Source organism: Labrenzia sp. 011 (genome assembly GCF_003075075.1).
GTDB lineage: Bacteria > Pseudomonadota > Alphaproteobacteria > Rhizobiales > Stappiaceae > Roseibium.
In genome coordinates, this window is sequence record NZ_QCYM01000004.1 from 61,678 (window position 1) to 87,248 (window position 25,571).

Genomic DNA, 25,571 nt, shown 5'->3' on the forward strand with positions numbered 1-25,571 from the left:
TACCGCTTAATTCGCCTTGGAAAACGCGGCGGCAAGATCCGCCATCGTGTCCAGCACGGATTGGTATCCGCCGGCGGAGATATAGATCTTGGCGGCATCCAGATAAATGACCTGACCTTTTTTCCAGGCGGTCGTTTCCGCAACGAGCTTGTTGTCCAGGGTTTCGGCGGCGGATGCGCCTTCGGCACCGATCGCGGCCGCCCGGTCGATCACCAGCAACCAGTCCGGATTGACGTCCCGAATGAATTCGAACGACACGCCCTCGCCATGGGTGGAATCTTCGGTGGTCTCGACGGCGGCATCGATGCCGAGCTCCGTATACAGCCAGCCGAAGCGGGAGCCGGGGCCATAGACGCTGATTTTCGGGCCGTTGGTCAGGACAATGAGGGCCTTGCCTGCACCGGTTGCCTGTGTCCTGAGGCTGTCGATGGCAGCTGCCATTTCCGCATCCAGCCTCGCGGCCTCCTCCGTCTTGTCGAAGAGTTGACCATATGCGGCCAGCCGGGCCCGGGCCTGATCCAGAAGACCGTCGCCCCAGATGGTCACGTCGATGGTCGGTGCCAGGGCGGAAAGCGCCTCGACCTGGGACGAAGAACGGCCGCCGGCAATGATCAGATCTGGCTGCAGGGCGTTGAGGGCCTCGAAATCCGGTTCGAAGAGGGTTCCGATCGGTTCCGCGGATCTGGAGATGTCCTCAAGGTGATCGACATAGACATTTTGCGGTGCTCCCGCGATGGCGACGCCGAGCGCGTTGAGCGTGTCGATGGCCGCGATGTCGAACACCGCGATCTTCTCCGGGCTGGCGGGAACCTCTACCGGCCCCTTGGCCGTTTCGATCGACACCGTGCCTGCCAGGGCCTGGGTGCCAAGCACCATTGCAGCCGCCAGAGCGGCGAGGGAAGGAATGCTGCGCATCGTCCGTCTCCGAATATGGACGCCTGGCTGTTCCCGAAAGATGGCTGAGCGTGAAAAAGCGAGATTGCCGCAAGGCCTTGTGATCGAAGTGCTCACGGCCTGTCCGTCATGCCAAATGCGGTCCGGGAATTCAAGCTCCCCGGCTTGTGATTGTCGTCTCCAGGCGCGAAAGATATGCCTTTACGCCCGCAACAAGGAACGCGCGGATCGCCCCGACCAGGGCAGGGTTCGATTCTTCCGCCGCCATTGCCTCCATGGCGTCGACGGACGTGGTGAACATCAGCCCGATCAGCACAGGTGCCTGCAGCATTTCCCGGTCGATCTGCGGTGTGGTTGCCAACAGCAGGCCGATCAGTCTGGAAATGCCCGGGGCCGTGTAGTCCTGGGCTCTGGTCAGTACGGCTTCCTGTTCGGAGGAGGCACGCTGGATGAGATAGATGAATGGGTCACGCCGACCCGTTCGGGGATCGAAGCCGAGATTGACCAGGGCGTCGAAATAGGCGCCGGTCAGTTCGGCGATATCGGGTGCCGTGGTGTTGTTACGTGCGGTGACCGCGTTCAGGCGCTCCAGCAGCTCGGCATCAAGTTGCAGAAACCGGCGTTTCAGGATTTCGAGCAGGAGTTCCGTCTTGCTGCCGAAATAATAGTTCACCGCGGCGACATTCGCCTCCGAAGCATCGGTGATTTCGCGCACGGACGTTGCCGCGATCCCCTTTTCGGCCATCAGCCGTTCTGCATTGGAAAGCAAGCGCTGGCGTGTGGATTCCGATTCCATGACCTCTCCTCGGTTCATGAAAACGATGTAGACGGTTCATGCCGCAAATTCAAACGCCGTTTGACTTCTGCGCGGGGGCCCGGGCCAATTGCCACGGCAGCGGGACGGGTTCGCCGGTTCCGGTTTCGCTGATCGGAACCCGATCCCGCTGTCAGTCTGTTGCGGTCCCGGCTTCATCCGGGGCATAATTGGCAAGGCACCAGGCCCAGACTGCGTCGACGGTATCGCGCGGGTGCGGCGAGCGTTTCCGCACGAGGTAGAAATCCGAACCGACCTCGAACCCGGCCGGGCAGACCTTGATCAGTCGTCCCGTATCCAGATCCGCCTGCACGAAGGCCTGACAGGCAATCGCAATTCCCTGACCCGCAAGAGCGGCATCGAGCGCAAGTGATGTCTGGTTGAAAACAGCCCCGGGCAGTTTCCCGCCCGTGCCGAAAAACTTTGGCCAGTGATTGTCGGCATCGTGAAGCAGCGGCAGGCTCCTGATCTGCGCGCGGGTCACGGGCAGGCCGACGTCTTTCAGCAGATGCGGGCTGGCCACAAGAACGAGGTCCTGACGGAACAGCAAATGGGTCTCGAGAGAGGCGGGGAACGGCGGCCGTGTCTGACGCACCGCGATGTCGACCTGTTCACGGTCAAAGTCGGAGACGGTCACTGTTGCGACGGTGCGCAATTCCACTCCGGGCAGCGCCGTCTGGAGCCCGGAGAGACGCGGGATCAGCAATTTCGTCGCAAATGTCGGCGTGACACTGATCGTCAGGGTTTCGGCGCGGCCATGAAGCTGTGCTGTTGCCTTGTTCAGGGTGTCGAATGCGCGGGTGACTTCGGAAAGATAGGCAGCGCCCCGGGCGGTCAGTGCAACTCCGCGGGGCAATCGCTGGAACAATGAAATGCCCAGATGGTCCTCCAGCAGCCGTACCTGCTGGGCAACCGCTCCCTGGGTGACGCCAAGCTCTTCGGATGCCTTGCGGAAATTCAGTTGTCGCCCGGCCACTTCGAAGGCGCGCAAGGCGTTGAGTGGTGGCAATGACCTGCGAGAGTCCGGCATGTCTATCCTGTAGATTTTCTACACTATAGCAGGTTTCCTTCTGGCGAGAAACAAACCTGCGAATAGGCCATTATGCCGCTCAAGCCGCTCTGGCGGCATCCCCACGAAAACGAACCACCGCTGGCCCGCTTTCCCTCTGAACTGGCAGTAACCGGGCCGGAGATGTCGCTTCGCCCCTACTCCGGTAGCGGATCGGCCATATCGGGACAACACCGGGAATTTCAATGACGACACACCGAGAAATACTGATGCCAACGTCATATTCGGTCATTCTGGCCGTTAGCGGCACTCACCTCATCAACGACCTGATCCAGTTCCTGCTGCCGGCACTCTACCCGGTCCTGAAGACACAATATGCGCTCACCTATTTTCAGCTGGGCCTGCTCACGCTGGCCCAGCAGATCACAGCCTGCATCCTGCAGCCGGTCATGGGGCTTTACGGCGATCTGAAGCCGAAGCCCTATGCGCTTGCTGTTTCGATGACAGTGGTGGCCGTGGGCGTGGTGATGCTGGCGACCGCTGGTTCGTTTGTCTTCCTGCTCCTGGCGGCCACCGTTCTGGGTATCGGCTCGGCCCTTTTCCACCCGGAAGCTTCGCGCGTGTGCCGCATGGCCTCCGGCGGCAGGCTCGGATTCGCCCAGTCCAGCTTCCAGGTCGGCGGCAATACGGGAACAGCTCTCGGGCCTCTTGCCGCAGCCCTGTTCGTTTTGCCCCTCGGGCAGATCAGCACCGTCTGGTTCGGTCTGCTTGCCGTCGCCGCGGTCATGATCCTGATCCGGGTCGCAGGGTGGTTCACCAATCACCAGCGAATGATGCAATCAGCCGGGGCGCAGCGGAAATGGACCTCGCAACTGCCAAGGAAGCGCCTGATTCTCTCGTTTGCAGTCATCGGTGCCCTCCTCTTGAGCAAATTCGTCTACATCGAGACGTTCAAGAGCTACTATGCCTTTTACCTCATTGACCGGTTCGGACTGTCGATCTCGGAGGCGCAGACAGTCCTGTTCCTTTTCCTTGGTGCGCTCGCGGTCGGCACCTTTTTCGGTGGCCCGGTCGGAGACCGCGTCGGCCGCAGGAAGGTCATCTGGGGGTCTATCGTGGGCGCGTTGCCTTTCGCGCTTGTCCTGCCCCACGCCAGCCTGTGGGGCGTCATTGTTCTCAGCATCGTCGTGGGACTGATCCTGTCTTCCGCCTTCTCGGCCATCGTCGTCTATGCACAGGAGCTGCTGCCGCAAAAAGTCGGCATGGTCGCCGGTTTCGTCTTCGGGTTCGCGTTCGGAGTAGGCGCGCTCGGGGCGGCGGCACTGGGGGCCCTCGCCGACCAGATCGGAATGCAGCAGGTGTTCACTTACCTGTCCGCCATTTTGTTCCTTGGCTTTCTGACGGCCTTGCTGCCTGACATTGACCGGGATTTGAACGCCTAGAACAAACGGCCCGGGTCGAGGCGGATCGGTCTCCATCACCAGAGGAAAGCGCAGCCGCTGGTTCGGGCAACGCGGGTTTCTGCGGCTTTGCGTAAAGCAGCTTGCAGGAGGGCAGGCTGGCGTCTGCCCCTGGCCGGCGGCCTGTTTCTTCTTTGCTTTCCGTCGCATTCGACAGCACATGGTCGGTGGCCGTTAACGGAAATTGCAATTGCGAATGATTTGCAGTTGCAATTTCCGCGGCGGTGGTTATTGATATTGCGAAGCACTCGCAATTAATTGACTTTCCTGCGGGTGGCGGACGGATGTTCAGACCGGTGAAGCGGAAAGGAAGTTTTCATGACTTTGACCATGATAAAGCGTTTGTTGGGGGCTGCGGCCGTGACCGCAATGACGGCCGGTTCCACTTTTGCCGACGAGGACCGGATGAAGGTGGTGACCACTTTCACGGTGCTGGCGGACATGGCGCAGCACGTGGCCGGCGATGCGGCCGATGTGGTCTCGGTCACCAAACCGGGCGCGGAAATTCACGGCTATGAACCGACACCGCAGGACATCGTGCGGGCGCAGGATGCGGATCTCATTCTGTGGAACGGCATGAATCTGGAGCTCTGGTTCGAGCAGTTCCTCAGCAATCTCGACGATACACCCTCGGTGACCCTGACCGAAGGCATTGATCCGATCTCCATCGCCGCTGGTGCCTATGAGGGTAAACCCAACCCGCACGCCTGGATGGGGCTGGACAACGCGCTGGTCTATATCGACAATATCCTTGAGGCTTTTGTCGAACAGGATCCGGAGAATGCGGCGACCTATGTCGCGAACGCCTCGGCCTACAAGGACGAACTGCGGGCCACGCTGGAACCGCTGCGCCAGAAGATCGCGGCGATTCCCGAGGAGCAGCGCTGGCTGGTGACCTGCGAAGGCGCGTTCAGCTATCTGGCGCGTGACTTCGGCATGAAGGAGCTTTACCTGTGGCCGATGAATGCCGACCAGATGGGCACGCCACAGCAGGTGCGCCGGGTGATCGACGGAGTGAAGGACAACGATATTCCCGTGGTCTTCTGCGAGAGCACTGTCAATACGGCTCCGGCCGAGCAGGTCGCGCGGGAGACGGGCGCGCACTACGGGGGCGTGCTGTACGTGGACAGCCTGTCCGAGCCGGACGGTCCCGTGCCCAGCTATCTCGATCTGCTCAAGGTCACGTCACAGACGGTTGCGGACGGGCTCAAGGCCGGCATGAACTAGACGCCCTTTTCGTGAAGGGGGCTGGCCGGGCGGATCGCTGCCCGACCGGATCTTACCGTTTCCGATGCCGGCCCTTCCGGTAGAAAGTTCAAGATGAAACACGAAATCGAGATGACAAGTCCAGGTTTGCCGGGGGGGCGCGATTCAGGGGCGGGAATAAAGGCGCAGGACGTTACCGTCACCTACCGCAACGGCCACACGGCCTTGCGGAATGCCTCCTTCGAGATCCCGCGCGGCACCGTCACCGCCCTGGTCGGTGTGAACGGGTCGGGCAAGTCGACGCTGTTCAAGGCCATCATGGGGTTTGTTCAGGTCGCCAGGGGAGACATCCGCCTGCTCGGTCTCAGCGTGAAACAGGCGCTGAAGCAGAATCTCGTCGCCTATGTTCCACAGTCGGAAGAGGTGGACTGGTCCTTTCCCGTGCTGGTCGAGGACGTGGTGATGATGGGCCGCTACGGGCATATGGGCTTTCTGCGCCGCCCGTCGCAGGCGGATCGCGATGCGGTGGAGATCGCGCTGGGGCGCGTCAACATGCAGGACTATCGCCATCGCCAGATCGGCGAGCTGTCCGGCGGCCAGAAGAAACGCGTCTTTCTGGCCCGTGCGCTGGCACAGGACGGGCAGGTCATTCTGCTCGACGAGCCATTCACCGGGGTCGACGTGAAGACCGAGGAACAGATCATCGCGCTTTTGCGCGAGCTGCGCGACGAGGGCCGGGTGATGCTCGTTTCGACCCACAATCTGGGCACGGTGCCGGAGTTCTGCGACCGGACCGTTCTGGTGAAGGGGACGGTGCTGGCCTACGGCCCGACGGAGACGACATTTACCCACGCAAATCTCGAAGCGGCCTTTGGCGGCGTACTGCGACACTTCACGCTTGGCGGTACCGATCTGCATGACGACGACGATGCCCGGAAACTGTCGATCCTGTCCGACGACGAACGGCCCTTTGTGCAGTACGGTGACAAGATCAAGGTGGTGGAGGAGCAGAAATGATGACGCTCCTGGAACCCTTCAGCTATGGTTACATGACCAACGCCATGTGGGTCTCGGCACTCGTCGGCGGGGTCTGTGCCTTTCTGTCTTCCTATCTCATGCTCAAGGGCTGGTCGCTGATCGGCGACGCGCTCTCGCATTCGGTCGTGCCGGGTGTGGCGGGGGCCTATATTCTCGGCCTGCCCTTTGCCCTGGGCGCCTTTATTTCCGGCGGGCTTGCGGCGGCGGCGATGCTGTTCCTGTCCGACCGCTCCGGCCTCAAGGTCGATGCGATCATCGGGATCATCTTCACCTCGTTCTTCGGACTGGGTCTCTTCATGGCCTCGGTCAACCCGATGTCGGTCTCGATCCAGACCATCACCATGGGCAATATCCTGGCGATCACCCCCGAGGATACGCTGCAACTGGCGATCATCGGCTTTGTCTCGCTGGTGATCCTGCTGCTGAAATGGAAGGACCTGATGGTGGTGTTCTTCGATGAAAACCACGCCCGCTCCATCGGGTTGCGGCCGGGATTGCTGAAGGCGGTTTTCTTCGTGCTGCTCTCGGCCTGCGTGGTGGCGGCAATGCAGACGGTGGGTGCCTTTCTTGTCATCGCAATGGTGGTGACACCGGGGGCGACGGCCTACCTTCTGTGCGACCGCTTCCCGCGGCTGATCCTCACCTCGGTGCTGATCGGCACGGTCACGAGCTTTCTGGGGGCCTATATCAGCTATTTCCTCGACGGAGCGACGGGCGGGATCATCGTCGTGCTGCAAACGCTGATTTTCCTGGCGACCTTCATCCTGGCACCCAAACACGGACTTCTGGCAGCCCGGCGCAAGGCCGCACAGGCCCTTCAGACCGACGAGGTGACGTGATGATGGAGACCCTTCTCCTGCCGTTCCAGTTCAGCTTCATGCAGAATGCCTTCTGGATCGCGCTGATCGTTTCGGTGCCCACGGCCCTGCTGTCCTGTTTCCTCGTGCTCAAGGGCTGGGCCCTCATGGGTGACGCGGTCAGTCATGCGGTTCTGCCGGGAATCGTGCTGGCCTATGTGCTTGGATTTCCGTTGATCATCGGAGCTTTCGGCGCCGGCATGGTGACTGCGCTTGCCACGGGATATCTGTCGGAAAACAGCCGGGTCAAGCAGGACACGGTCATGGGTGTCGTCTTCTCCGGCATGTTCGGGCTGGGGATCGTGATCTATGTCTCGATCCACACCAATATCCATCTCGATCATATCCTGTTCGGCAACATGCTGGGCGTCGGAGCGGACGATCTGTGGACGGCGGGGCTGATCTCGGCCTTTGTCACCACGGCCCTGCTTCTGAAATGGAAGGACCTGATGCTGCATGCCTTCGATCCCGCCCAGGCCCGCGCCTCCGGCTTGCCGGTGGGGCTTCTGCATTACGGGCTGCTGACGATCCTTTCTCTGACCATCGTGGCGACGCTGTCGGCGACCGGGCTGATCCTTGCCGTGGGCTTGCTGATTGCACCCGGCGCCATCGCGTTCCTGCTGGTGCGTAATTTCGGACGCATGCTGGTGGTTTCCGTCGCGGTCTGCATGATCTCGATGCTGGCGGGGGCGTATGCGAGCTTCTTCCTCGACAGTGCACCGGCGCCGACCGTAATTCTGATCCTGACGTCGTTCTTCATCATGGCGTTCCTGCGCAGAACGCTGCAGACGCGCAGGGCATCCGCGCTCGATCCCGCCTGAGCGTCACGGCGCGCACTGGTGTGAGGCCAAACCGCCTTTGACACCGCCGTGGTGGTGGAAAGCCTCGTGGCAGGCGACCGGGCCTATGCCGACTACGCTCCGATTACGCTGCATCTTTCCGGTGGCGCTCTTGGCCCGTTGTGTGATCAGCGCCGGAAAAATCTAACTTCCGGCGATCCGGGGCACGGTCTCAGAACAGACGTTTTGGGGGTCTCTCAGGACGGAATGGAATTGCTTTTGCTGGAGATGCTGCTGCCAAGAGCCGTTGGCCTAAGCTGAATGACGGTGATAGTTGAACTCATCAAAATCGGCCCGATAGATCTTCTCAACGTCACGGTAGAGCGTGTCGTTGTAGTAGCGGGATAATCGTGACTGTGCGCTGGTCACCTTGCCCGGCTCCGACTTTTCCAGATTATGGGGGCGGTCCAGCTGTAAATGCGTCGGAACACTCACACCGATTTTCTGTAAGAAATCCGGAAGGTCGTGGGAAAGGTTTTCCAATTTGGCGACATAGGAGAAGTTGTGAACCGGTTGGTAGAGCAGGTCGGTTTGCGGCCAGAAATGCCGGTCAAAGGAAATTCCGCCGCTGCCAAGAAAGTCGACGAATTTCGCAAACCCTTCTCGACTCTCGTCACCAAAACCAGGAACCTTTTGAAAAAGAGCATCTTTGCCCGACCCGACCTTATCGAGAAACGCGGACAGTGCTCTCGTGTATGGATCACGGGTCACCAAAAAGGAATGATAGTTGCGAAGGTCGCGAAGCTCTGACAGCCGGAGACTGTGGGGCGTCGATATTCTGCGCTTCATTTCGATGGTGTTTGCGGCTTCGGGGTAGCCAGATATCTCTGAAAAAACCGCACAGACACTCGTGTTGCCAGATTTCTTTATCCGGTTGAAGCAAACTCGTATTTCCGGGAATATCGCGACGCAATCTGCGTTGTAGAAATTCTTATGGTTTATATCATTTCTTAAGATTAACTTCTTGGCTATTGCTTTTTTTAGTTTGTGTTTCTTAAGGCTGATAAGTTTTTTCATTGGTTCTATATTGATATTTCGAGCTGTTTAAGAGTGAATTTTACGGAATAAAGTTCACTCTAGCAATCTCAAATATTCCTTGATGTCTCGTGCCGGAGCGCGATGGGGGCAATGAGCCCATCATCGGTCTCAGGGACCAGCTGTCTCGGCATCCTGCCGCCTGTCAGGGCAACAAGCCGGTGACTGCAAGCATCAATTGCGAGCGGAACATTCAGGTGCTGAGGAACGCGATATCCCGATCCGCAGCAGCCTCGGCCGTCGGAGACGGCAGGACGGCTGCAGTCAGATGTCCGGATGCGTAAGCGCCCGTATCGATGGCCACACGGTTGGGAAACACTTCGGGCCGTCCGGATTTGGTAATCGTATGCCCATGCACGACGGTCTTGCCGAAGGACGCCTCGCTGGAGAGAAAGGGTTCCCGGATCCAGCGCAGGTCCTGGGGGGCCTGGGCATTCAGGGGAACGCCGGGGCGGACGCCCGCATGGACCAGGAAGAACCTGTCCAGATCCACGCAGGGAACGGCCTCGAGCAGAAGCCTGTAATGATGAGGATAGCGTTCGCGCACGCGCGCCGCAGCTGTCTTTTCGTCGTCATCCGGGTCAACGCCGTAGCTCCGGAGTGTTTCCAGGCCTCCATAGGTGTGCCAATTTCCGCGAGACTCCGCATCAAGCGTGCCATCGAGGAATTTCAGGAAATATTCGTCGTGATTGCCGAGGATCAGGCGTGAGCCTTCGTACCGGTCGAGACAGTCGCAAACGGTGTCGAGCACCGCGACATTTTCATGCCCCCGGTCAACGAGATCTCCGAGGAAGACCAGCTGCGGCACGGCCTGTCTCTGTATCGCGTGGGCTTCAATCCGCTCCAGGAGGTTCCGAAGCAGTCCTGCCATGCCGTGTATGTCGCCGATGGCGTAGACGATCCGATCTTCTGTCACGGGGCAGTCCTTCTTCTTCCAGTCTTCGAAGCCGCAGTGCCGGGCGCGGTGCGGGCGAAAGGCACTTCGGCCGAACCATGTGCGGCACCTGCTGCCGCACATGGTTCGATTTGATGCGCTACCGCGAAATTGCCTTGAACTTGCGGGTCTGGTCGATCAGCGCGATTTCGGTCGGAAGCCGTTCCATGGAGGAGGCTCCGTAGAAGCCATGGCAATCCGGGCAACGCTTGAGGACATAGGTGGCATCGTCCGGCTGCGCAATGGGGCCGCCGTGACAAAGCACGATCACATCCTCGCGCACCTCACGGGCCGCTCTGGACCAGGCGTTGATCTGGTCGACGCAGTCGTCCAGGGTCAGAGCGGTCTCGGCCCCGATCGCACCGCCGGTGGTCAGGCCAAGGTGGCAGACGATGATGTCCGCGCCCGCTTCGGTCATTGCCTTTGCATCATCTTCCGAAAAGACATAGGGCGTCGTGAAAAGATCCTTGCTGGCGGCAAGACGGATCATCTCGACTTCCTGAGCGTAGCTCATGCCTGTTTCTTCGAGATTCTTGCGGAAATTGCCGTCGATCAGCCCCACCGTCGGGAAGTTCTGTACGCCAGCGAAACCCAGATCCTTGAGGTGGTTCAGGAACCAGTCGAAGTTGCAGAAGGGATCCGTGCCATTGACGCCGGCCAGAACCGGGGTGTTCTTCACGACCGGAAGCACTTCGGATGCCATTTCCACGACGATTTCGTTAGCGTTGCCGTAAGCCATCAGTCCTGCGAGAGAGCCGCGCCCGGCCATCCGGTAGCGTCCGGAATTGTAAATCACGATCAGGTCGATCCCGCCGGCTTCCTCGCACTTGGCGGAAAGACCCGTGCCGGCGCCGCCGCCGATGATCGGTACGCCCTTGGAAATGTTGTCGCGCAGCCGGTCGAGAATAGTTTGCTTGTTCATCTTGGAGGTCGTCCTTCAGTTGTTTATCTCATTGAAGGCCGCAAGGGCGGCTTCAACGAAGACGGGATCATTGATGGCTGCGTCGACGGTGATCAGCTTGCGGTCCGGGGTCGGGTTGAAATTGGTCTCGATCGCCTGAAACAGCGCCTGATCCGCAGCGGGGTCGAAAAACGGCTGCCCTTCGACATCGATCAGGGAGACACCGCGAAGCGGCAAGAGGAACCGCACCGGGCCGGTCATCCGGTTGAGCTTTTCGGCGATCCAGGCGCCCATCTTCCCGTTTTCCTCCACGGTCGTCCGCATCAGGGTGACTTGCGGATTGTGAACGTAAAGCTTGCGGTCCCTGTAGCGTTCGGGAACCGTGTCCATGGCGCCGAAATTCACCATGTCGAGGGCGCCGACGGAGCCGACATAGGGAATTCCCGTGCGAATGATCGCGTCAAGGCGTTCTTCGCCGGCGGAAAACACCCCGCCCATATGCAGGTCGGCGATCTCGGTCGTGGTGATATCCAGCACAGCCTTGAGCATGTGGCTGTCCACCAGCTTTTCCATGGACTGGCCACCCACGCCGGTGGCATGGAAGACAAAGCAGTCATAGGTCTTTTCCAGTTCTTTCGACAGGGCCTGGATACAGGGCGTGGTGACGCCGAACATCGTCAGCCCGATGCCGGGCCGGCTGTCCGCTGCGGGCGGGACGGGGGTGCTCACCATGCCCGCGATCGCGTGGGCGGCATTGGCCAGGACCTTGCGGGAAATGCTGTTGAGGCCCTGCACGTCCGTCACGGAATACATCATGCAGATATCGGCCGGCCCCACATAGGGGCGCACGTCGCCGGAGGCGACGGTGGAGACCAGCACCTTGGGAACGCCGACGGGGAGAGCCCGCATTCCCAGAGACACCAGCGCCGTGCCGCCACTTCCGCCCGCGCCGATGATGCCGCCGATATCCGGGTTTGCCAGAAGATAGTGTTCAAAGGCGACAGCCATGGCCGCGACCGAACTGCCCCGGTCATTGGTGAACACGGAGCCGGCACCGTCGGGGTGGTGGGCCGCGACGGCGCCGGGCGTTACATCCGCGGCGGACTTGTAGCCGCTGCTGGTGGACAGATCGACCGTCTGCGCCTGACAGCCTGCGGCCACGACAAGATCGCGGATGTAATTCAGTTCGGCCGATTTGGTGTCGAATGTACCAGCCACGATGATCATGTTTTTCATTTCGTTCCTCCCGTGAATGATGTTCCGGACCGCCTTGGGGCGTTCGCCGGTGTGAGACAGGTTCAGGCGCTCCCCAATCCCAGAAGCTCCCCTTGCAGTGCCTTGTCCCTGTAAAGTTTTTCCGAGGCGACGGTGGTCTGGATCTTCCCGTTGACCATCACGGCGACTTCCTGCGCGCAGTCGCAGGCGACCCGGATGTTCTGCTCGATCAGGAGGATCGCCATGCCGTTCGCCACCAGCGTCTTCAGCGTCTCGATGACATGGTCGACGATCACCGGCGCCAGGCCTTCGGTCGGCTCGTCCATGACGAGCAGCGAGGGCTGCGTCAGCAGGGCGCGGCCTATGGCGAGCATCTGCTGTTCACCGCCGGACAGATTGGCACCGCCGTTGTTCCGGCGTTCCGCCAGGCGCGGAAAAATCTCGTAAACACTTTCCGTGGTCCAGGGGCCGCTGCGCAGTCCGGCCGCCAGCTGCAGATGGTCCTCCACCGTGAGCGAGGGCCACAGGCGCCGCCCCTGGGGCACATAACCGATACCGCGCGCAGCGATCTTGTGGGGCGCTGCGTTCATGATGTTCGTGCCGGACAGTCTGACGGAGCCGGAGGCGGCGCTCACAAGTCCCATCAGCGTCTGGCACAGGGTCGTCTTGCCCATCCCGTTCCGGCCGACCACGGACAGGACGCCACTGGCCAGCCTGATGTTCACGCCCTGCAGGATTCTGGCGTGGCCGAAGCTCACATGGAGATCCTCAACCGCCAGGATCGGTGTATCAGCCATGGTGACTTTCCCCGGTGTAGATGCGCTGGACCGCTTCGTCGGCCACAATCTCTGCCGGCGTGCCGGATGCCAGTATCCGGCCGTCCTGCATGATGGTCACCCGGTCGGCGACCTTCAGGGCGATATCTAGATCATGCTCGATGAGTCCGATGGAGAGATCCCGCGGGAGCTGTTCCAGAAGATCGGTCAGATGGGTGCGTTCGGTCGGGGACAATCCGGCCGCGGGTTCGTCGAAGAGCAGCAGATGCGGCTCTCCCACGAGGGCCATTCCTATTTCCAGCTGGCGCTGCTGGCCGTAGGACAGGTTGTCGACCGTCTTGTCCAGCATGTCGGTCAGATAGACCTGTTCCGCGCATCGATGCGCTTCCTCATAAAGGGATTTGTCCGCACGGCCGGGGAACAGCGCCTGGCGCCGGCCCCTTACGCCGCTCACGGCGAGAAACAGGTTTTTCTCAACGGTCAGGGATCCGAAGAGAAGGGATTTCTGATAGGTGCGGCGCAGACCGGAGCGAATCCTGAGGTGCGTCGGCAATCTGGTGACATCCCGCCCGTCCAGAAGGATCGTGCCCGAACTGGGCAACAGGTCGCCGGTCACCAGGTTGAACAAGGTGGTCTTGCCGGCGCCATTGGGCCCCAGAATGGCATGCCGTTCTCCGCGTCCGATCTCCAGATCGATATCGGATACCGCACGCAGAGCCTCGAAGTTCTTTCCAAGCCTGCGGATCGCCAGGGCGGGGGATGCGCGCCCCTGAGGGGCGCGCATGTTGTCGGCAGCTTTATCCATGTGACCGGCTACCTGTCGGGTCATTTGCACTCGGGGTTGTCACGGCCGACCGGGCCATATGCAAGGAAGGTTTCGCGGTCGTCGCCCAGGGTCTGATTGACCTGCGGAATGACCGAGATCAGCTCCGAGACCAGTCCGCCATCTTCGCCCGGCCTGATTTCGGACAGGAAAATGTCAGTGACCACCTGACGGTTCTCGTCCAGATGGCGCTCGCCGGCCGGGGTGAGGAAGGTCAGGTCAGACAGGGCGGCACGGAACGCCTTCTGCTGGTCGGACAGGTCTCCGTCCACTTCCTGGAGCGCCAGCAGGGCCGCCTTGGTGGAGACGTAGTATTCCTGGGCGAAGAGGGAGGGTGTCGGAAGCCCTTCGGGAAATTTTGCCTGGTAGGCCGATACGAAATCCGTCCATTCCTTGGCCGTGTTGGTGTCGGCGACCGGCGAGGAGGTTGGCGTGCCGATCAGATAGTCCTTGCTGCGTCCTTTCGAGGACAGGACGGACTGGTCAACCGTGATGGATCCGGCCACCATGGGTTTCTCGCCGCCTGCCTGCTGGTACTGGGACAGGAAGTTGATGGCGTCCGAACCGCCGAGCGTGACGAGAATTGCGTCGATATCGTCAGGGATGCTGGCGATGACGGAGCTGTAGTCCTTGGTTCCGAGCGGTACCCAGAAACGTTCCGCGACCTTGCCGCCGAGTTCGCAATAGGGCTTCATGAAACCGAACACGAGCGTATAGGGAAAGGAGTAGTCTTCCGCCACGATGGCGATGTTGCGGTAGCCCTTTTCCTTGAAGGTGTATTCGCCGAGACCGGCCACCCACTGGGCGCCGTCCGGATTCCAGCGGAAGAAATTCTCCGAGGGATCACGCAATGTGGTGTCCTGCGCAGCCGAACCGCCATTGAGGAAGGAAGCCTGGGGCTGGGTCTTGGAATAATCCTTGATCGCGAGGCCTTCCGATCCGGACAGCGGACCGATGACGATCTGGGCGCCGTCCTGTTCGACGAGCTTGCGGGCCGCGGCAACTGCGGTGTCCGGCTGGGCATTGGAGGAGCCGACCATCAGCTCGATCTTCTTGCCGGCGACTTCTCCGCCGAATTCCTCGATGGCGAGTTCGACGCCCCGGATCCCCTCCTGTCCCAAAACGGCAAAGGGGCCTTCAAGTGTTGCTATGGCTCCGAACTTGATCGTGTCGTCGGCCAGAGCTGCGCCCGTTTGCAGCGTCGCTGCAAGTGCCAGGGCTGTCAGGGTTTTCAGTTTCATTCTTTCCTCCCAGGAATGTGATGACAAAACGTCAGGGACGTTCGGTTTCCCCGTCCGCTCCTCTTTGCAGACCGGGGATGCGGATGCGGTCGGCCAGTCCGAGCAGGCCGTCACGCGAAACGAGAACAACGATCACGAACACCAGACCGATCACCGTGTTGAACCGTTCGGGGTCCACGAGATCGATGGCGAAAGTTTTCAGAAGAACAAAAAGGAGCGCGCCGATGAATGGGCCGATCGGGCGGGCCATGCCACCGATCACCGCGATGATCAGGATGTCGATCATCGGACCGACGGAAATGGTTCCCGGAGAAATCCGGCCGTTGTACCAGACCAGCAGGATGCCTCCGACCGAAGCCAGGAAGGCTGCCAGGCCATGGGCCATCAGGCGATGGGCGGGAACATTGTAGCCAAGCGCTGTGAGCCGGCGGGCATTGTCACGGACTCCGATCAGGCCAATGCCGAATGGCGAACGCCCGATGACCGACACCAAGGCCCAGCCGGCGGCGGCGAGACCGCCGCAAAGGAGAAAGAAGGGGACGGGCTGTCTGAGATCCAGGCCGAAAATCTTCGGAGCCTCAAGTCCGGCATAGCCGGTGAAGCCGTTGAAGATCGTATAGTTCTGGTTGGCAAGAAAATAGACGGCCACCCCGACGGCGAGCGTGATCATGATGGTGTGGATACCGGAGGTCCTGCCTGCGAGGGCGCCCACGAGAACACCGAAGACCGTCCCGATGGCGAGGGCTGACGGCACCACGATCACCATGGACAGGTCGAATCCGAGACCGGCGCTGTTGCTGCCCAGCAGCGCCACGCTGTATCCGGCGATGCCGGCCACGGTCATCTGGCTGAGGGAGACGATGCCGCCCCAGCCCGCCAGCACGGTCAGCGACAGGGCAATCAGCCCGAGAATGGCAGCCTGTGCGCCAATCTGAACCAGGAAGAAATCATTGGCGACGACGGAAAGGCCTGCCAGCGCGAAGAGGACGAGGGAAAATCTTGTCGGCATCAGCTGCTTTTCCCCATGAGGCCCTGGGGGCGAACGGCCAGGACAACGATCATGATCAGGAACGTGTAGACCACGCCATAGGTCGGCGAATAGGCGAGGCCGAAGGTGTCGGCAAAGCCGATCAGCAGGGCGCCATAGGCCGCCCCGGCGATGGATCCCATGCCGCCGACAATCACGACCACCAGAGAGGCGAGCAGATAGCGCAGGTCTTCCCCCGGCGAGAGCGAAAGCGCGCTGCCGCCGACCACGCCGGCCAGTCCGGCAAGGCCCGCGCCGAGCGCAAAGACCACGACAAAGATTTTCTGGATGTCGACGCCGGTGGCTTCCAGCATCGTGCGGTCATCGACACCGGCGCGGATCATCTTGCCCAGGCGCGTCCGGTTCAACAGCAGCCAGAGCAGGATACCGGCGAGAACCGCAGCCGCCAGCACGAACAGCCGGTAGATCGGATATTTCAGCCCCAGAAGGGGGATCTTCACCGAGCCCCAGAGAAAATCGGGCACCTCGAACTGATAGGCCTGCCCGCCCCATGTGGCGAGCATCACGTCGGCAACAATGATCGACAACCCGATGCTGACGAGGGTCTGGCGCAGTTCCTGGCCTTCCAGGAAGCGGAAAACGCACAGCTGCAAAAGTGCGCCGCAGAGCGCCATGCTGACGGCTCCTGCGGCGATCCCGATCAGCCAGCTTCCGGAAAATTCGGCGACTTCCCATCCGATGTAGCCGCCGAGCAGATAGAGCGCGCCATGAGCCAGATTGACCGAGCGCATCAGGCCGAACACCAGAGAAAAGCCTGACGCAACAAGGAAATACAATCCCGCCAGGGTCAGGCTGTTCAGGATTGTCAACAAGAACAGCTTCATATCAGATAGACCTCCCAAGTCCCGGCTTGTTCCGCCAGGTACCGGGCGATTACTACATCCGCGTCCGGGTCAGGCAATCCGTCGAATTTGTACGATTGGGTAAAATTGGGTAATAAAGGACCGGAATGATCGAATATAGACACAGTTGGCATGTGGGCCCCGGCGCCTCCGGGGTGCGTCTGTTATGGCCGGCGCACCGGTTTCAGGGCATGCCGTCGGACGTCGGCGCCTTGCTGCCCGTAGCGGACCACAACGCGATGGTCTTTGCCCTGATCGAAAGCTTCTCGCCGGTGCCGGGAACACCGGTGGTGGCGCCGCTCTTTCTTGCAAATCCCTTCCTCAACCTTCAGGACACGGCCCGGCGCCTGGAACGGATCAAGGTCGGCGCGATCGCCAATCTTCCTAGCGTTGTCCAGTATGATGCCGAATTCCGGGCCACGCTGGACAACGTCAATCTCGGAAGCGAGCGGGAGGAAAGGGCGCTGGCATTCTTTTCGGATGCCGGATTCGATATCTGCCGGACCATCACCCCTGAATGTGCGCAAGCGGCGGGCGACAGCGGCGCGAAATGTCTGCTGGTTGCCCATGGGTTCAAGGACCTCTCCGACCCGGATACGCGGGGCGAGCGGGTCGCGCGTCTGCTCCGGAGCCTGAAAACGGTGCCCGGAAAACCGCAGGTCGTTGTCCTTGGCAGGCAGCCGGAGACAACGGCCGACGTGCCGTATCTGGATCTGGATGACGCTCTGGAGGGCGAGCCTGCTCAGGGCTCCAGAATCCCGTAGGCCCGGATCTTGTTGAAGAGCGTCTTGCGGGAAATGTTTAGAAACTCGGCGGTTCGTCCGCGATGAAACCCGTGCCGCCACAGGGCGTCCAGTATGATTTCCCGTTCTGTGCGGCCCGAGCGGCCAAACCCCTTGGCGCTGTGGCCCAGGAGGGTGATCACATCCTGTTCGGAAACGGCTCCGCCGGGGTTCTGGGCGAGCAGCCGGCCGGCAAACAAACGCAGTTCTGTCAGGTTGCCGCTCCAGACGTGCAGCCGGATCCGGCGCATGGCGGCGGCCGAAAACCGGATCTGTTCGGAGGAGGCGCCGAGTTCCTCCAGCGCGAGTTCCAGGGACGCGTCCAGATCTTCGGGCCGGGCGCGAAGGGGCGGAACGTGAAGCTCGTTGACTTCCAGGTGGCGCGCCAGTTCCGGCATCAGGTGACCTTCGTCCACCAGGGACTTCAGGCTGTCGCTGGTCTCGAACACCATCATCGCCTTCCCGGTCCGCCGGCCACGGGCGCCGACCGGCGTATAGATTCCCTGGTCGAAATAGTAGACGAGCCGCTTTTGCAGCCGCCGGGGCAGGTCCTTCAGATCGCGCAGAACGACGATCATGTTGTCTTCCGAAAGCAGCTCGCGGGAGTTCCCCTGCCGGGCATGACCGAACAGGGTCCGGGTGAGCTGTACGGGGGTGAGTTCGCTGACCATCAGGTGTTCGATGGCGCTGCGGCCCGGCTGGCGCATGGTGCCGATGGCGTTGGCGACGCGGAAACGCCCGCTGCCGGCTTCCCCGGTAATGGTGATCGGCAGGCTCCCCCGAGCGGCTGCCTCGGCCCGCTCCATCAAGGTCATCAGGCTCTTCGAATGTCCTGCAAGGCCCACTTTTCGCGCCCGGGCCAGCAACCGGGCGCCACCGCTGCGCAGGCGGGCAAGAGACCGGGCTGCGTCCTTGAACAGAAGGGTCTGGTTGGTCACCGCCGTTTCGACCGGCAAGCGGTCGATCGTGGACCCGCCGATGTAGCCGTCGACCTTGGAATGCTGCAGAACCTGCAGCAGGTCGGCCGCATCCTCGATGGGGCCGCCTTCGAGCATGATCATGCAGTTCGGGGCAACCCTGGTGACCGTTCGCCGCAGTTCGGTTCCGATCGCCGCGGCTTCGATGAGGTCATGCCGGGAGGCCGGGCCGGTGGCGCCGCCGGCGTTCCAGCCGTAGACGAAGCACACGATTTCCACGCCGGACAGCGCCGCGAGCCGCGCCTGTTCGAGCGTGGTCACATGGGCAATGGTGACAAGCGAGCGGGCGCGGGCGCGCCGCAGCAAATCCAGCTCCCGGGAAAAGCCCAATCCGGCGGTCTCCAGGGCGGCGCGGGTGGCCTCGGGAAAGTGAGCCACGGTCGGAAAATTGATGATGCCCGCACAGCCGCTGCGCCTGGCGCTGTCCACCAGGCCGTCGAGGTCGTCATTGGGGTTCATTGCCGTGAGGCCGAGAAAAACCGGCCGGTTTGTCAGCGGCAGGACTTCGTGGAGGGCAAGGTTGAAGACCATGTCATTGGTGTTTTGCAGCGGCATCATGCAGGCAACGGAAGGAGCGCCCATGATGCGGATCCGTCCGGCGTTCAGCACCAGCGTGAAATCCGCATCGCCCCGCTCTGCGGCCCGTGCAATCGCACCGGAGCCGATGGCAGCTCCGACAAGGAATTCGCCGCGCTTTCTCTTGTGAACCAGCTCGGAAAGCAATTCTGAGACCCTCTATGCCCCTGTTCGCGCCAACCGCAAGGCACTCCATCGCTTTCTTTACACGGTTTGGCCATGGACCAACACCGGTAGCAGCGCGGGGAGCCTGCCGACTTCGGCAGGCCATCCGTGATGCTTCACCGGCGAGCGCGGTGGCAGGGACAATCTAGAACATCAAGGCCGGCAACCACAAAACGATGCCCGGAAAGACGATCAGAATGACGAGGCGCACGCAATCGGCAAGGAGAAAGGGCACCATGCCCTTCATGATTGCCGTCGATGACACATCGGGGGCAATTCCCTTGATGACAAAGAGGTTCATCCCGATTGGCGGAGTGATGAGTCCGAGTTCCGCAACGGTGACGATGAGGATGCCGAACCAGATCGGGTCGAACCCCTGCGCGACGATTACCGGAAATATGAAAGGTACGGTCAGCAGAATCATGGAAAGGGCGTCCATGAAGCAGCCGAGCACGATGTAGAAGAGCATGATGGTCAAAAGGACTGTCAGGGGGGACAGGTCGGCGCCTTCGATCGCGCCAATCAGGAATTGCGGCAGTCCCGTCGTCTCGATGAAATAGTTGAAGAGCGTCGCGCCGATCATGATGAAAAAGATCATCCCGGTCATGGACACTGTTTCCCACATGGCTGCGGAGGCGGCCTGCCTGGTCAGTGTCCGGCGGATGACGGCAATCAGGATCGCACCGCCTGCCCCAACGGCGGCCGCTTCCGTGGGGGAGAAGAGGCCGAATTGTATCCCGCCTATGACGACAAGAAACAGGAAACCGGCGGGCCAGGCGGCGCGTACCGCAGGCCCACGTTCGGCCCACGATTTGCGTTTGACGGTTGTTGCAAGGTCCGGTTTCAAATGGACAGCCACGGTCACGGCTAGTGCATAGAGCACAGTCGCCAGCACCCCCGGCAGGATCGCGGCGGAAAACAGTTTGCCGATCGACTGCTCGGTAAGCAGGCCGTAGATCACCAGGAGAATGCTCGGGGGTATCAGCACGCCCAGGGTTCCGGCTGCGGCAATGCTCGCAGCCGAGAGCTGGTCCTGATAACCCGCCTTGCGCATTTCCGGCAGGGCGACCTTCCCCATCGTTGCAACCGTAGCCAGGCTGGATCCGCAGATCGCTCCGAAACCGGCGCAGGCGCCGATGGCCGCAATTGCGAGTCCGCCGCGCATATGCCCCACCAGCGCATTGGCGGCGTTGAAGAGGTCGGCCGACATCCTGGAATGGGAGGCAAATACGCCCATGAGCAGAAACAGGGGGACGACAGAAAGAGAATAAGGGAAAATTGCCTCGAACGGACCGGCTGCCAGAATGAAACCGATCGTGGAAAACCCGTTGACGATTCCGAAGCCGATCACGCCGGTCGCGGCCATGGCAAGAGCAATCGGCACGCGCAGGGCGACGAGGAAAAGGGATGCGGCGAAACCGGCCAGGCCGATGAGCGGATCAGACATCATGATGCTCCGCTTGGGAGGCGCCGGCTGGGCGCGTTGCAACCATGTGGCGCAGCGCGCCGTCGATGACGGCGAGGAAGGAAAGCGCGAAGCCTGCCAGCAGAGGTATCCAGTACCAGACATAGGAAATGTTCAGCGTCGAAGAACTTGTGTTCAGCTCCAGCTGCCCCTGCATTTCCAGAAGCCCGTAACGGACGCCCGCTGCCAGAAAGACGGTAGCGATAACCATCGACAAGACCACGTTGAAGGATCGCACGGAAGCCGGCAACAGATTGTCGACCAGATCGATCGCCACATGCGCTTGACGATGAAAGGCCACGGCGATCGCCATGGAGGCGGCGGCCATCACGAAAAGCTGGGTCAGATCGACAAGACCTGGGACAGCCCAGGTGAGGCCGGTGCCGTTGAAGGCGGCGAATATCCGGCTGATGGTCCTGAGCAGGATATCGCACAGCGTCACCGCGATGGCGGCCAGAATACACAGGAAGGCGAAAAAAGCCGCCACCCGGATCAGGCCGCTGACCAGTTTCGTGTAGGTTCGGGAAAGAGAGACCATTCAAATAGCTTCCGGAGATTTTCGGTACCGTTCGTCAGGGCGAACGCGAACCCAGTCATCACATCTCGGCAGGCGAGCCCGGCGGCAGGGCCACCGGGCTCGCAGTCTGGTGCAGGTGCGGGATCAACCGTCGTATCGGGCCGCGGTTTCTTTCATCTTATCGTGAATTTCCCGTGCGTTCTCGATGCCCTTGTCTTCCAGATCGGCCAGATAGGCGTCGATCATCGGTTCAAGTTCTGCTGCCCATTCGGCCCGTTGTTCGTCATCCAGGGTGATGATTTCATGGTCGTCACCGGCGACGGCGTCCAGGCCGGCCTTGTCCCACGCGATCCACCAGTCACCGAACTTCGGGATCAGATTGTCACCGGAGAGCTGATCGACGCAGTCGCGGACGTTCTGGGGCCACGACTCGTAGGCCTTCCGGTTGGCCGTGAACCAGAAGGAAACGACATAGGCCTTTGCGTCGAGATGATGCTTCATCACTTCCGCAAGCTTGAAGGAGGCCATGGTATCCCACGTGAATGCGGCACCATCAATCACACCCTTTTGTGCGTTTTCATAGACGGCCCCCGGGGGCATTCCCTGAGGCGTTGCTCCCAGGGCTTCCAGCATCGACTTCACCGCGCCTGACGGAAACCGCAGGCGCAGCCCCTTGAGATCGTCGATGGTTTCGACCCGTTTGTCGGTCGTGTGGATCTGGCCCGGATTATGGGCGTGCAGGGCAAGCACCTTGAGACCGTCATACTCCCCGGCCAGATAGTCGGGATAAAGCTCCCAGAGCGTGCGGGTTGCGGCATCTGCCGAAGCGGCGGTAAAGGGCAGATCGATGATCCGCGTGCGTTCGAAACGGCCGCCCGGGATACCGTGCAGGCCGTGGGCGATATCGACGATACCGGCGCGGACCTCGTCATGAAGCTTTGCGATGTTTCCAAGCTGCGTGCCGCCGGGATAGATGGTCACTTCCACCTGCCCGTCGGTGCAGGCCTCAAGGTCCCGCGCCCAGGGCTCCATGAAATCGCTGTGCATGCCGTTTGCCGTCGGCAGGAAGTGGGCGAGCTTGATCCGGATCTTGTCCTGGGCTGTCGCACCGCATAGCGGAAACACCGCCATGACGGAGGCAAGCGCTGCTCCGATGAACGCCTTGCCGGTTTTACGTCTCAGATTCTGCATTTTTGTTTCCTCCCGATAATGGCGGTCCGGTTTTCCCAAGCCGGGCCCGCCTGATGACGTTTTACTTTCAGGCTGCCTTGCCGTTGGGATAGGACATGAGCACCAGCATCGACGCGGGCAGATTTCCCCGATTGACGATTTCGCGGCGCTCGCCGCCCGGCAAGAGGCAGGAGTCCAGAGGCCCCAGTACCGTTTCCCCGTCGTCGGTGATGATGGTGATCTCGCCGCTCAGAACGACATAGACCTTCTCCACCGGTGACGCGCTCGATGCCGCCCCGCCACCCGGCAGGAAATGGGAAAGTCCGGTCCAGAAATTCTCACTGGGTGATGCGTCGAAACCCTGAAGCCGCAATCCGACCATGTCGAAATGACCGGGGGCTTCATAGGGGCTGGCGTCCCTGATTCTCGTGACATGCATGCCTTTCCTCCTATCTGTTTGCCTTCGCCTGCACCGCCAGGAAATTCCGTAGGCTTGCCCGAACGTTCTCGGCCTCTTCAGGCGACCATTTACGGAATCCTTCTCCCGCCTTCATGCCGAGCTTTCCGCTCTCACACAGATCGAGGAGATAGGGATGGGGAGCCGGCGTGCAGTCCAGATCCGGCATGACGGTCTCGTGAATGGCGCGCGTCAGATCCAGTCCCACGAGGTCGGACTGCTCCAGGGGGCCCAGCACCGCCATGCGGCTGCCGAAACCGTATTTGACCACATCGTCGATGGTTTCGGCGTCGCAAACGCCGTTTGCCACCATGGCGATCGCCTCGCGTTTGAGAGCATGCTGAAGCCGGTTGCCGATGAAACCCGGCACATCCTTCCTGGCATGGACCGGCTTTCGACCGGCCTGCGCGAGAACACCGATCATCTTGTGCACCGCTGGCAGGTTTTCCTCCGCCATCTGGATGACCTCGACCAGAGGCACCAGGTGGGGCGGATTCCAGAAGTGGGTCCCGACCACGCGGGCCTTTTTCTTCACCCGTTCGCAAATCCGGCGGATTGGAATCGAGGAGGTGTTGGACGCCAGAATGCAGTCTTGCGACACCAGGGCCTCGAGGTCCTCGAATATGGTCTGCTTGAGCGCGAGATTTTCCGCAGCGGCTTCGATCACCATGTCCGCGTCGCTCACAGCGTCGCCCATGGAATCCGTGCCCCGGACCCGAGCACGGACATCCGGGCCGGCCCCGAAGAGCGTCTCGATGCTCTCCAGACGGCCCTGCAGGCTGGAGAGCGCTTCCCCTGACCGGTCGTGAACACGCACCTGATGGCCGGCAGCCGCCATCAGCCAGGCAATGCCGTGGCCCATGAGGCCGGCGCCGATGATGGCAACGGTCAAGCGCTCAGTCATTCCTCATCCTGCCGTATAGCCGCCGTCAACATACATGATCTGCCCCGTGCAGAAGCTGGATGCCGGTGTGAGCAGATACAGCGCCATGCCCATGAGGTCTTCCGCCTCGCCGAGACGGCCGAGAGGGATCCGCGACAGGGAGCGCTTGCGCGTTGCCTGACCCACTTCGTCATCGCTCCACATCCAGGCCGTCAACTTGGACCGGAACACGGTCGGTGCGATGGAGTTGACCGTTATGCCGTATTGTGCCCATTCGGTCGCCAGTACACGGGTCAGCGCATCCGTCGCGCCCTTTGAGGTGCAGTAGCCGGTGTAACCGGAATAGTTTCCGTGCCGACCGCGAACGGAAGACATCATCAGCATCTTGCCCTTGATCCCGCTCTCGATCCAGTAGGTGCCCACCACCTTCGCCATCAGCCACGGGCCCCGCACATTGGCATTCATCACGGCTTCCCAGTCGTCAAGGGGAAGGTCCTGGATGAACCCGGCCTTGTTGAAACCGGAAGCGATCACGAGCTGGTCGATACGCCCGTAGGCTTCCAGCGCCGCATCGCGAATTGCTTCGGCGTCTTCAAGCGTGTCCGGACGGCGAACGAGGACGCGGGCTTCACCGCCGACCTCCTTCACCTCCCGGAGAACGTCGTTCAGCTCATCCTGGGAGCCGGACACGAGCAGAAGCTTGCCTCCAAGAGAGGCCAGGGTGAGCGCGCAGGCGCGGCCAAAGGAACCGGATGCGCCTGTGATGATTGCGACCTTGTCTCTGGTGTCGAACATGGACAGCGGGTTGCGCAGGGGTTCTGAAATCATTCTGTCCTCCACATCTAGCCGTTCAGGTTGCCGCGTTCGAACCGGAAACTCTGGTCGGGATCGACAACAGCCAGGATGCGGACGCCGCACCCTTCGCCACCCGGCCAGCGCCAGGGGAAACACATGAAGGTGCAGCGCTTCCCGGTCACTTTTTCAAGTTCGCCGCCGACGCATTCCACTCCGGGAATGCCGCCCTTGCACATGAGCACCTTGTGCGCAGCCTCCCAGTAGGGGAAATCATCCTTCACGTCGCGACCGGTGTAGTCCCTGTATTCCTGGATGAGGTGCGGATGCGTCGGGCCAGGGCCGTGATCGACGAGTTTGGTCGCCATCGGATGGTCGTTGGCCTGCACATCGACGCCGACGAGCTTGACCTTCTTTTCAACCAGCCATTCGGCCCCTTCCTTATAAAGACCGGGCGAATAGGCGTAATATTCGTCGGTGTCGCCGAACTTGTGATGCATGCCCGTGTTGATCATCACGATATCGCCTTCCCGGATTTTCGGAGTGGCATTTTCCAGATCGTCGGCGGTGATGACTTCCCACTTGCCTTTCGGGATCGATACCGCAACGCCCGTGCCGAAAAACCGGGACATGTGATAGCCCATCAGGTCGGGCGTGTTTTCTGTCACGTGGAGCGGGGCGTCCATGTGAGTTCCGCGGTGCATGATGCCTTCGAACTCGGTCTGATAGACCCCGTGACGGGCATGAAACTTGCGGACCGTTACGTTGAGACCCGGACTGGAAGGCCATTGCGGCATGCCGTGGCCCCATCTGTTCGACAGGTCGAAGAACTGCAAAGTCATCTTGAAATTCCTG

General features: G+C 61.1%; 26 protein-coding genes. 6 read left to right on the plus strand and 20 right to left on the minus strand.

The window, feature by feature from the left end; translation table 11 throughout:
• Window positions 1-6: 6 nt before the first annotated feature.
• The 3 genes from DCO57_RS06475 to DCO57_RS06485 form a co-directional block, all read right to left on the minus strand.
• Complete coding sequence (locus tag DCO57_RS06475; protein ID WP_116698055.1) at window positions 7-915, minus strand: siderophore ABC transporter substrate-binding protein; 909 nt, start codon at window positions 913-915, stop codon at window positions 7-9.
• A gap of 130 nt (window positions 916-1,045) precedes the next feature.
• Complete coding sequence (locus tag DCO57_RS06480) at window positions 1,046-1,690, minus strand: TetR/AcrR family transcriptional regulator (protein ID WP_165814663.1); 645 nt, start codon at window positions 1,688-1,690, stop codon at window positions 1,046-1,048.
• A 151-nt stretch (window positions 1,691-1,841) separates the two neighbouring features.
• Window positions 1,842-2,738: a LysR substrate-binding domain-containing protein gene (locus tag DCO57_RS06485; protein ID WP_116698057.1), complete on the minus strand. Its 897-nt coding sequence runs from the start codon at window positions 2,736-2,738 to the stop codon at window positions 1,842-1,844.
• 248 nt (window positions 2,739-2,986) lie between these two features.
• On the opposite strand from DCO57_RS06485, the gene DCO57_RS06490 reads away from it, so the two are divergent.
• The 5 genes from DCO57_RS06490 to DCO57_RS06510 all read left to right on the plus strand — a co-directional run bounded on the left by DCO57_RS06490 (window position 2,987) and on the right by DCO57_RS06510 (window position 8,099).
• A complete protein-coding gene (locus DCO57_RS06490; RefSeq protein ID WP_244287893.1) occupies window positions 2,987-4,159 on the plus strand; it encodes an MFS transporter in 1,173 nt (390 codons plus the stop codon).
• Between the two features lie 387 nt (window positions 4,160-4,546).
• The gene (locus DCO57_RS06495; protein WP_244287901.1) at window positions 4,547-5,404 is read left to right on the plus strand and encodes a metal ABC transporter substrate-binding protein; all 858 of its coding nucleotides are present in this window, start codon (window positions 4,547-4,549) and stop codon (window positions 5,402-5,404) included.
• Between the two features lie 93 nt (window positions 5,405-5,497).
• Window positions 5,498-6,400, plus strand: a complete 903-nt coding sequence (locus tag DCO57_RS06500; RefSeq protein WP_279629129.1) for a manganese/iron ABC transporter ATP-binding protein — start codon at window positions 5,498-5,500, stop codon at window positions 6,398-6,400.
• Window positions 6,397-7,260, plus strand: coding sequence for a metal ABC transporter permease (locus tag DCO57_RS06505; protein WP_116698060.1), 864 nt, complete (start codon window positions 6,397-6,399; stop codon window positions 7,258-7,260). The genes DCO57_RS06500 and DCO57_RS06505 overlap by 4 nt, the downstream gene beginning before the upstream one ends.
• On the plus strand, window positions 7,257-8,099 hold the full coding sequence (locus tag DCO57_RS06510; RefSeq protein ID WP_116698061.1) for a metal ABC transporter permease: 843 nt from the start codon (window positions 7,257-7,259) through the stop codon (window positions 8,097-8,099). Before DCO57_RS06505 ends, DCO57_RS06510 begins: the two co-directional genes overlap by 4 nt.
• 270 nt (window positions 8,100-8,369) lie before the next feature.
• On the opposite strand, the gene DCO57_RS06515 is transcribed toward DCO57_RS06510, so the two are convergent.
• The 9 genes from DCO57_RS06515 to DCO57_RS06550 all read right to left on the minus strand — a co-directional run bounded on the left by DCO57_RS06515 (window position 8,370) and on the right by DCO57_RS06550 (window position 16,914).
• Complete coding sequence (locus tag DCO57_RS06515) at window positions 8,370-9,134, minus strand: sulfotransferase family protein (protein ID WP_116698062.1); 765 nt, start codon at window positions 9,132-9,134, stop codon at window positions 8,370-8,372.
• Between the two features lie 211 nt (window positions 9,135-9,345).
• A complete protein-coding gene (locus tag DCO57_RS06520; protein ID WP_165814665.1) occupies window positions 9,346-10,068 on the minus strand; it encodes a metallophosphoesterase family protein in 723 nt (240 codons plus the stop codon).
• Window positions 10,069-10,186: 118 nt separating this feature from the next.
• Window positions 10,187-11,008: a phosphoenolpyruvate hydrolase family protein gene (locus tag DCO57_RS06525; RefSeq protein ID WP_116698064.1), complete on the minus strand. Its 822-nt coding sequence runs from the start codon at window positions 11,006-11,008 to the stop codon at window positions 10,187-10,189.
• 15 nt (window positions 11,009-11,023) lie between these two features.
• A complete protein-coding gene (locus tag DCO57_RS23495; protein ID WP_165814666.1) occupies window positions 11,024-12,223 on the minus strand; it encodes a Tm-1-like ATP-binding domain-containing protein in 1,200 nt (399 codons plus the stop codon).
• A 62-nt stretch (window positions 12,224-12,285) separates the two neighbouring features.
• Window positions 12,286-12,999 carry an ABC transporter ATP-binding protein gene (locus DCO57_RS23500; protein ID WP_165814667.1) on the minus strand — a complete coding sequence of 238 codons (714 nt, stop codon included), beginning with the start codon at window positions 12,997-12,999 and terminating at the stop codon, window positions 12,286-12,288.
• Window positions 12,992-13,783, minus strand: coding sequence for an ABC transporter ATP-binding protein (locus DCO57_RS06535; RefSeq protein ID WP_116698065.1), 792 nt, complete (start codon window positions 13,781-13,783; stop codon window positions 12,992-12,994). Before DCO57_RS06535 ends, DCO57_RS23500 begins: the two co-directional genes overlap by 8 nt.
• Window positions 13,784-13,803: 20 nt before the next feature.
• On the minus strand, window positions 13,804-15,042 hold the full coding sequence (locus DCO57_RS06540; protein WP_116698066.1) for an ABC transporter substrate-binding protein: 1,239 nt from the start codon (window positions 15,040-15,042) through the stop codon (window positions 13,804-13,806).
• A gap of 31 nt (window positions 15,043-15,073) precedes the next feature.
• Window positions 15,074-16,051, minus strand: coding sequence for a branched-chain amino acid ABC transporter permease (locus DCO57_RS06545; RefSeq protein ID WP_116698067.1), 978 nt, complete (start codon window positions 16,049-16,051; stop codon window positions 15,074-15,076).
• The gene (locus tag DCO57_RS06550) at window positions 16,051-16,914 is read right to left on the minus strand and encodes a branched-chain amino acid ABC transporter permease (protein WP_116698068.1); all 864 of its coding nucleotides are present in this window, start codon (window positions 16,912-16,914) and stop codon (window positions 16,051-16,053) included. The genes DCO57_RS06545 and DCO57_RS06550 overlap by 1 nt, the downstream gene beginning before the upstream one ends.
• 125 nt (window positions 16,915-17,039) lie before the next feature.
• On the opposite strand from DCO57_RS06550, the gene DCO57_RS06555 reads away from it, so the two are divergent.
• On the plus strand, window positions 17,040-17,696 hold the full coding sequence (locus DCO57_RS06555; protein ID WP_116698069.1) for a phosphoenolpyruvate hydrolase family protein: 657 nt from the start codon (window positions 17,040-17,042) through the stop codon (window positions 17,694-17,696).
• On the opposite strand, the gene DCO57_RS06560 is transcribed toward DCO57_RS06555, so the two are convergent.
• The 8 genes from DCO57_RS06560 to DCO57_RS06595 form a co-directional block, all read right to left on the minus strand.
• A complete protein-coding gene (locus DCO57_RS06560) occupies window positions 17,675-19,414 on the minus strand; it encodes a phosphoenolpyruvate hydrolase family protein (protein WP_116698070.1) in 1,740 nt (579 codons plus the stop codon). The two genes, DCO57_RS06555 and DCO57_RS06560, sit on opposite strands and share 22 nt — an antisense overlap.
• Window positions 19,415-19,577: 163 nt before the next feature.
• A complete protein-coding gene (locus tag DCO57_RS06565) occupies window positions 19,578-20,879 on the minus strand; it encodes a TRAP transporter large permease (RefSeq protein WP_116698071.1) in 1,302 nt (433 codons plus the stop codon).
• The gene (locus DCO57_RS06570) at window positions 20,872-21,435 is read right to left on the minus strand and encodes a TRAP transporter small permease subunit (RefSeq protein ID WP_116698072.1); all 564 of its coding nucleotides are present in this window, start codon (window positions 21,433-21,435) and stop codon (window positions 20,872-20,874) included. Before DCO57_RS06570 ends, DCO57_RS06565 begins: the two co-directional genes overlap by 8 nt.
• Before the next feature lie 123 nt (window positions 21,436-21,558).
• A complete protein-coding gene (locus tag DCO57_RS06575) occupies window positions 21,559-22,605 on the minus strand; it encodes a TRAP transporter substrate-binding protein (RefSeq protein ID WP_116698073.1) in 1,047 nt (348 codons plus the stop codon).
• A gap of 67 nt (window positions 22,606-22,672) precedes the next feature.
• Window positions 22,673-23,023: a cupin domain-containing protein gene (locus DCO57_RS06580; RefSeq protein WP_116698074.1), complete on the minus strand. Its 351-nt coding sequence runs from the start codon at window positions 23,021-23,023 to the stop codon at window positions 22,673-22,675.
• Window positions 23,024-23,033: 10 nt separating this feature from the next.
• A complete protein-coding gene (locus tag DCO57_RS06585; protein WP_116698075.1) occupies window positions 23,034-23,945 on the minus strand; it encodes a 3-hydroxyacyl-CoA dehydrogenase NAD-binding domain-containing protein in 912 nt (303 codons plus the stop codon).
• A gap of 3 nt (window positions 23,946-23,948) precedes the next feature.
• Window positions 23,949-24,752, minus strand: a complete 804-nt coding sequence (locus tag DCO57_RS06590) for an SDR family oxidoreductase (RefSeq protein ID WP_116698076.1) — start codon at window positions 24,750-24,752, stop codon at window positions 23,949-23,951.
• A 14-nt stretch (window positions 24,753-24,766) separates the two neighbouring features.
• Window positions 24,767-25,558: a cyclase family protein gene (locus tag DCO57_RS06595; RefSeq protein WP_116698077.1), complete on the minus strand. Its 792-nt coding sequence runs from the start codon at window positions 25,556-25,558 to the stop codon at window positions 24,767-24,769.
• Window positions 25,559-25,571 lie beyond the last annotated feature (13 nt).

Coding starts and splice junctions, on each gene's coding strand:
- DCO57_RS06475 (WP_116698055.1), bottom strand. CDS start 915: ATGCGCAGCATTCCTTCCCTCGCCGCTCTGGCGGCTGCAATGGTGCTT.
- DCO57_RS06480 (WP_165814663.1), bottom strand. CDS start 1,690: ATGGAATCGGAATCCACACGCCAGCGCTTGCTTTCCAATGCAGAACGG.
- DCO57_RS06485 (WP_116698057.1), bottom strand. CDS start 2,738: ATGCCGGACTCTCGCAGGTCATTGCCACCACTCAACGCCTTGCGCGCC.
- DCO57_RS06490 (WP_244287893.1), top strand. CDS start 2,987: ATGCCAACGTCATATTCGGTCATTCTGGCCGTTAGCGGCACTCACCTC.
- DCO57_RS06495 (WP_244287901.1), top strand. CDS start 4,547: ATGACGGCCGGTTCCACTTTTGCCGACGAGGACCGGATGAAGGTGGTG.
- DCO57_RS06500 (WP_279629129.1), top strand. CDS start 5,498: ATGAAACACGAAATCGAGATGACAAGTCCAGGTTTGCCGGGGGGGCGC.
- DCO57_RS06505 (WP_116698060.1), top strand. CDS start 6,397: ATGATGACGCTCCTGGAACCCTTCAGCTATGGTTACATGACCAACGCC.
- DCO57_RS06515 (WP_116698062.1), bottom strand. CDS start 9,134: ATGAAAAAACTTATCAGCCTTAAGAAACACAAACTAAAAAAAGCAATA.
- DCO57_RS06525 (WP_116698064.1), bottom strand. CDS start 11,008: ATGAACAAGCAAACTATTCTCGACCGGCTGCGCGACAACATTTCCAAG.
- DCO57_RS23495 (WP_165814666.1), bottom strand. CDS start 12,223: ATGAAAAACATGATCATCGTGGCTGGTACATTCGACACCAAATCGGCC.
- DCO57_RS23500 (WP_165814667.1), bottom strand. CDS start 12,999: ATGGCTGATACACCGATCCTGGCGGTTGAGGATCTCCATGTGAGCTTC.
- DCO57_RS06535 (WP_116698065.1), bottom strand. CDS start 13,783: ATGGATAAAGCTGCCGACAACATGCGCGCCCCTCAGGGGCGCGCATCC.
- DCO57_RS06540 (WP_116698066.1), bottom strand. CDS start 15,042: ATGAAACTGAAAACCCTGACAGCCCTGGCACTTGCAGCGACGCTGCAA.
- DCO57_RS06545 (WP_116698067.1), bottom strand. CDS start 16,051: ATGCCGACAAGATTTTCCCTCGTCCTCTTCGCGCTGGCAGGCCTTTCC.
- DCO57_RS06550 (WP_116698068.1), bottom strand. CDS start 16,914: ATGAAGCTGTTCTTGTTGACAATCCTGAACAGCCTGACCCTGGCGGGA.
- DCO57_RS06555 (WP_116698069.1), top strand. CDS start 17,040: ATGATCGAATATAGACACAGTTGGCATGTGGGCCCCGGCGCCTCCGGG.
- DCO57_RS06565 (WP_116698071.1), bottom strand. CDS start 20,879: ATGTCTGATCCGCTCATCGGCCTGGCCGGTTTCGCCGCATCCCTTTTC.
- DCO57_RS06570 (WP_116698072.1), bottom strand. CDS start 21,435: ATGGTCTCTCTTTCCCGAACCTACACGAAACTGGTCAGCGGCCTGATC.
- DCO57_RS06575 (WP_116698073.1), bottom strand. CDS start 22,605: ATGCAGAATCTGAGACGTAAAACCGGCAAGGCGTTCATCGGAGCAGCG.
- DCO57_RS06580 (WP_116698074.1), bottom strand. CDS start 23,023: ATGCATGTCACGAGAATCAGGGACGCCAGCCCCTATGAAGCCCCCGGT.
- DCO57_RS06585 (WP_116698075.1), bottom strand. CDS start 23,945: ATGACTGAGCGCTTGACCGTTGCCATCATCGGCGCCGGCCTCATGGGC.
- DCO57_RS06590 (WP_116698076.1), bottom strand. CDS start 24,752: ATGATTTCAGAACCCCTGCGCAACCCGCTGTCCATGTTCGACACCAGA.
- DCO57_RS06595 (WP_116698077.1), bottom strand. CDS start 25,558: ATGACTTTGCAGTTCTTCGACCTGTCGAACAGATGGGGCCACGGCATG.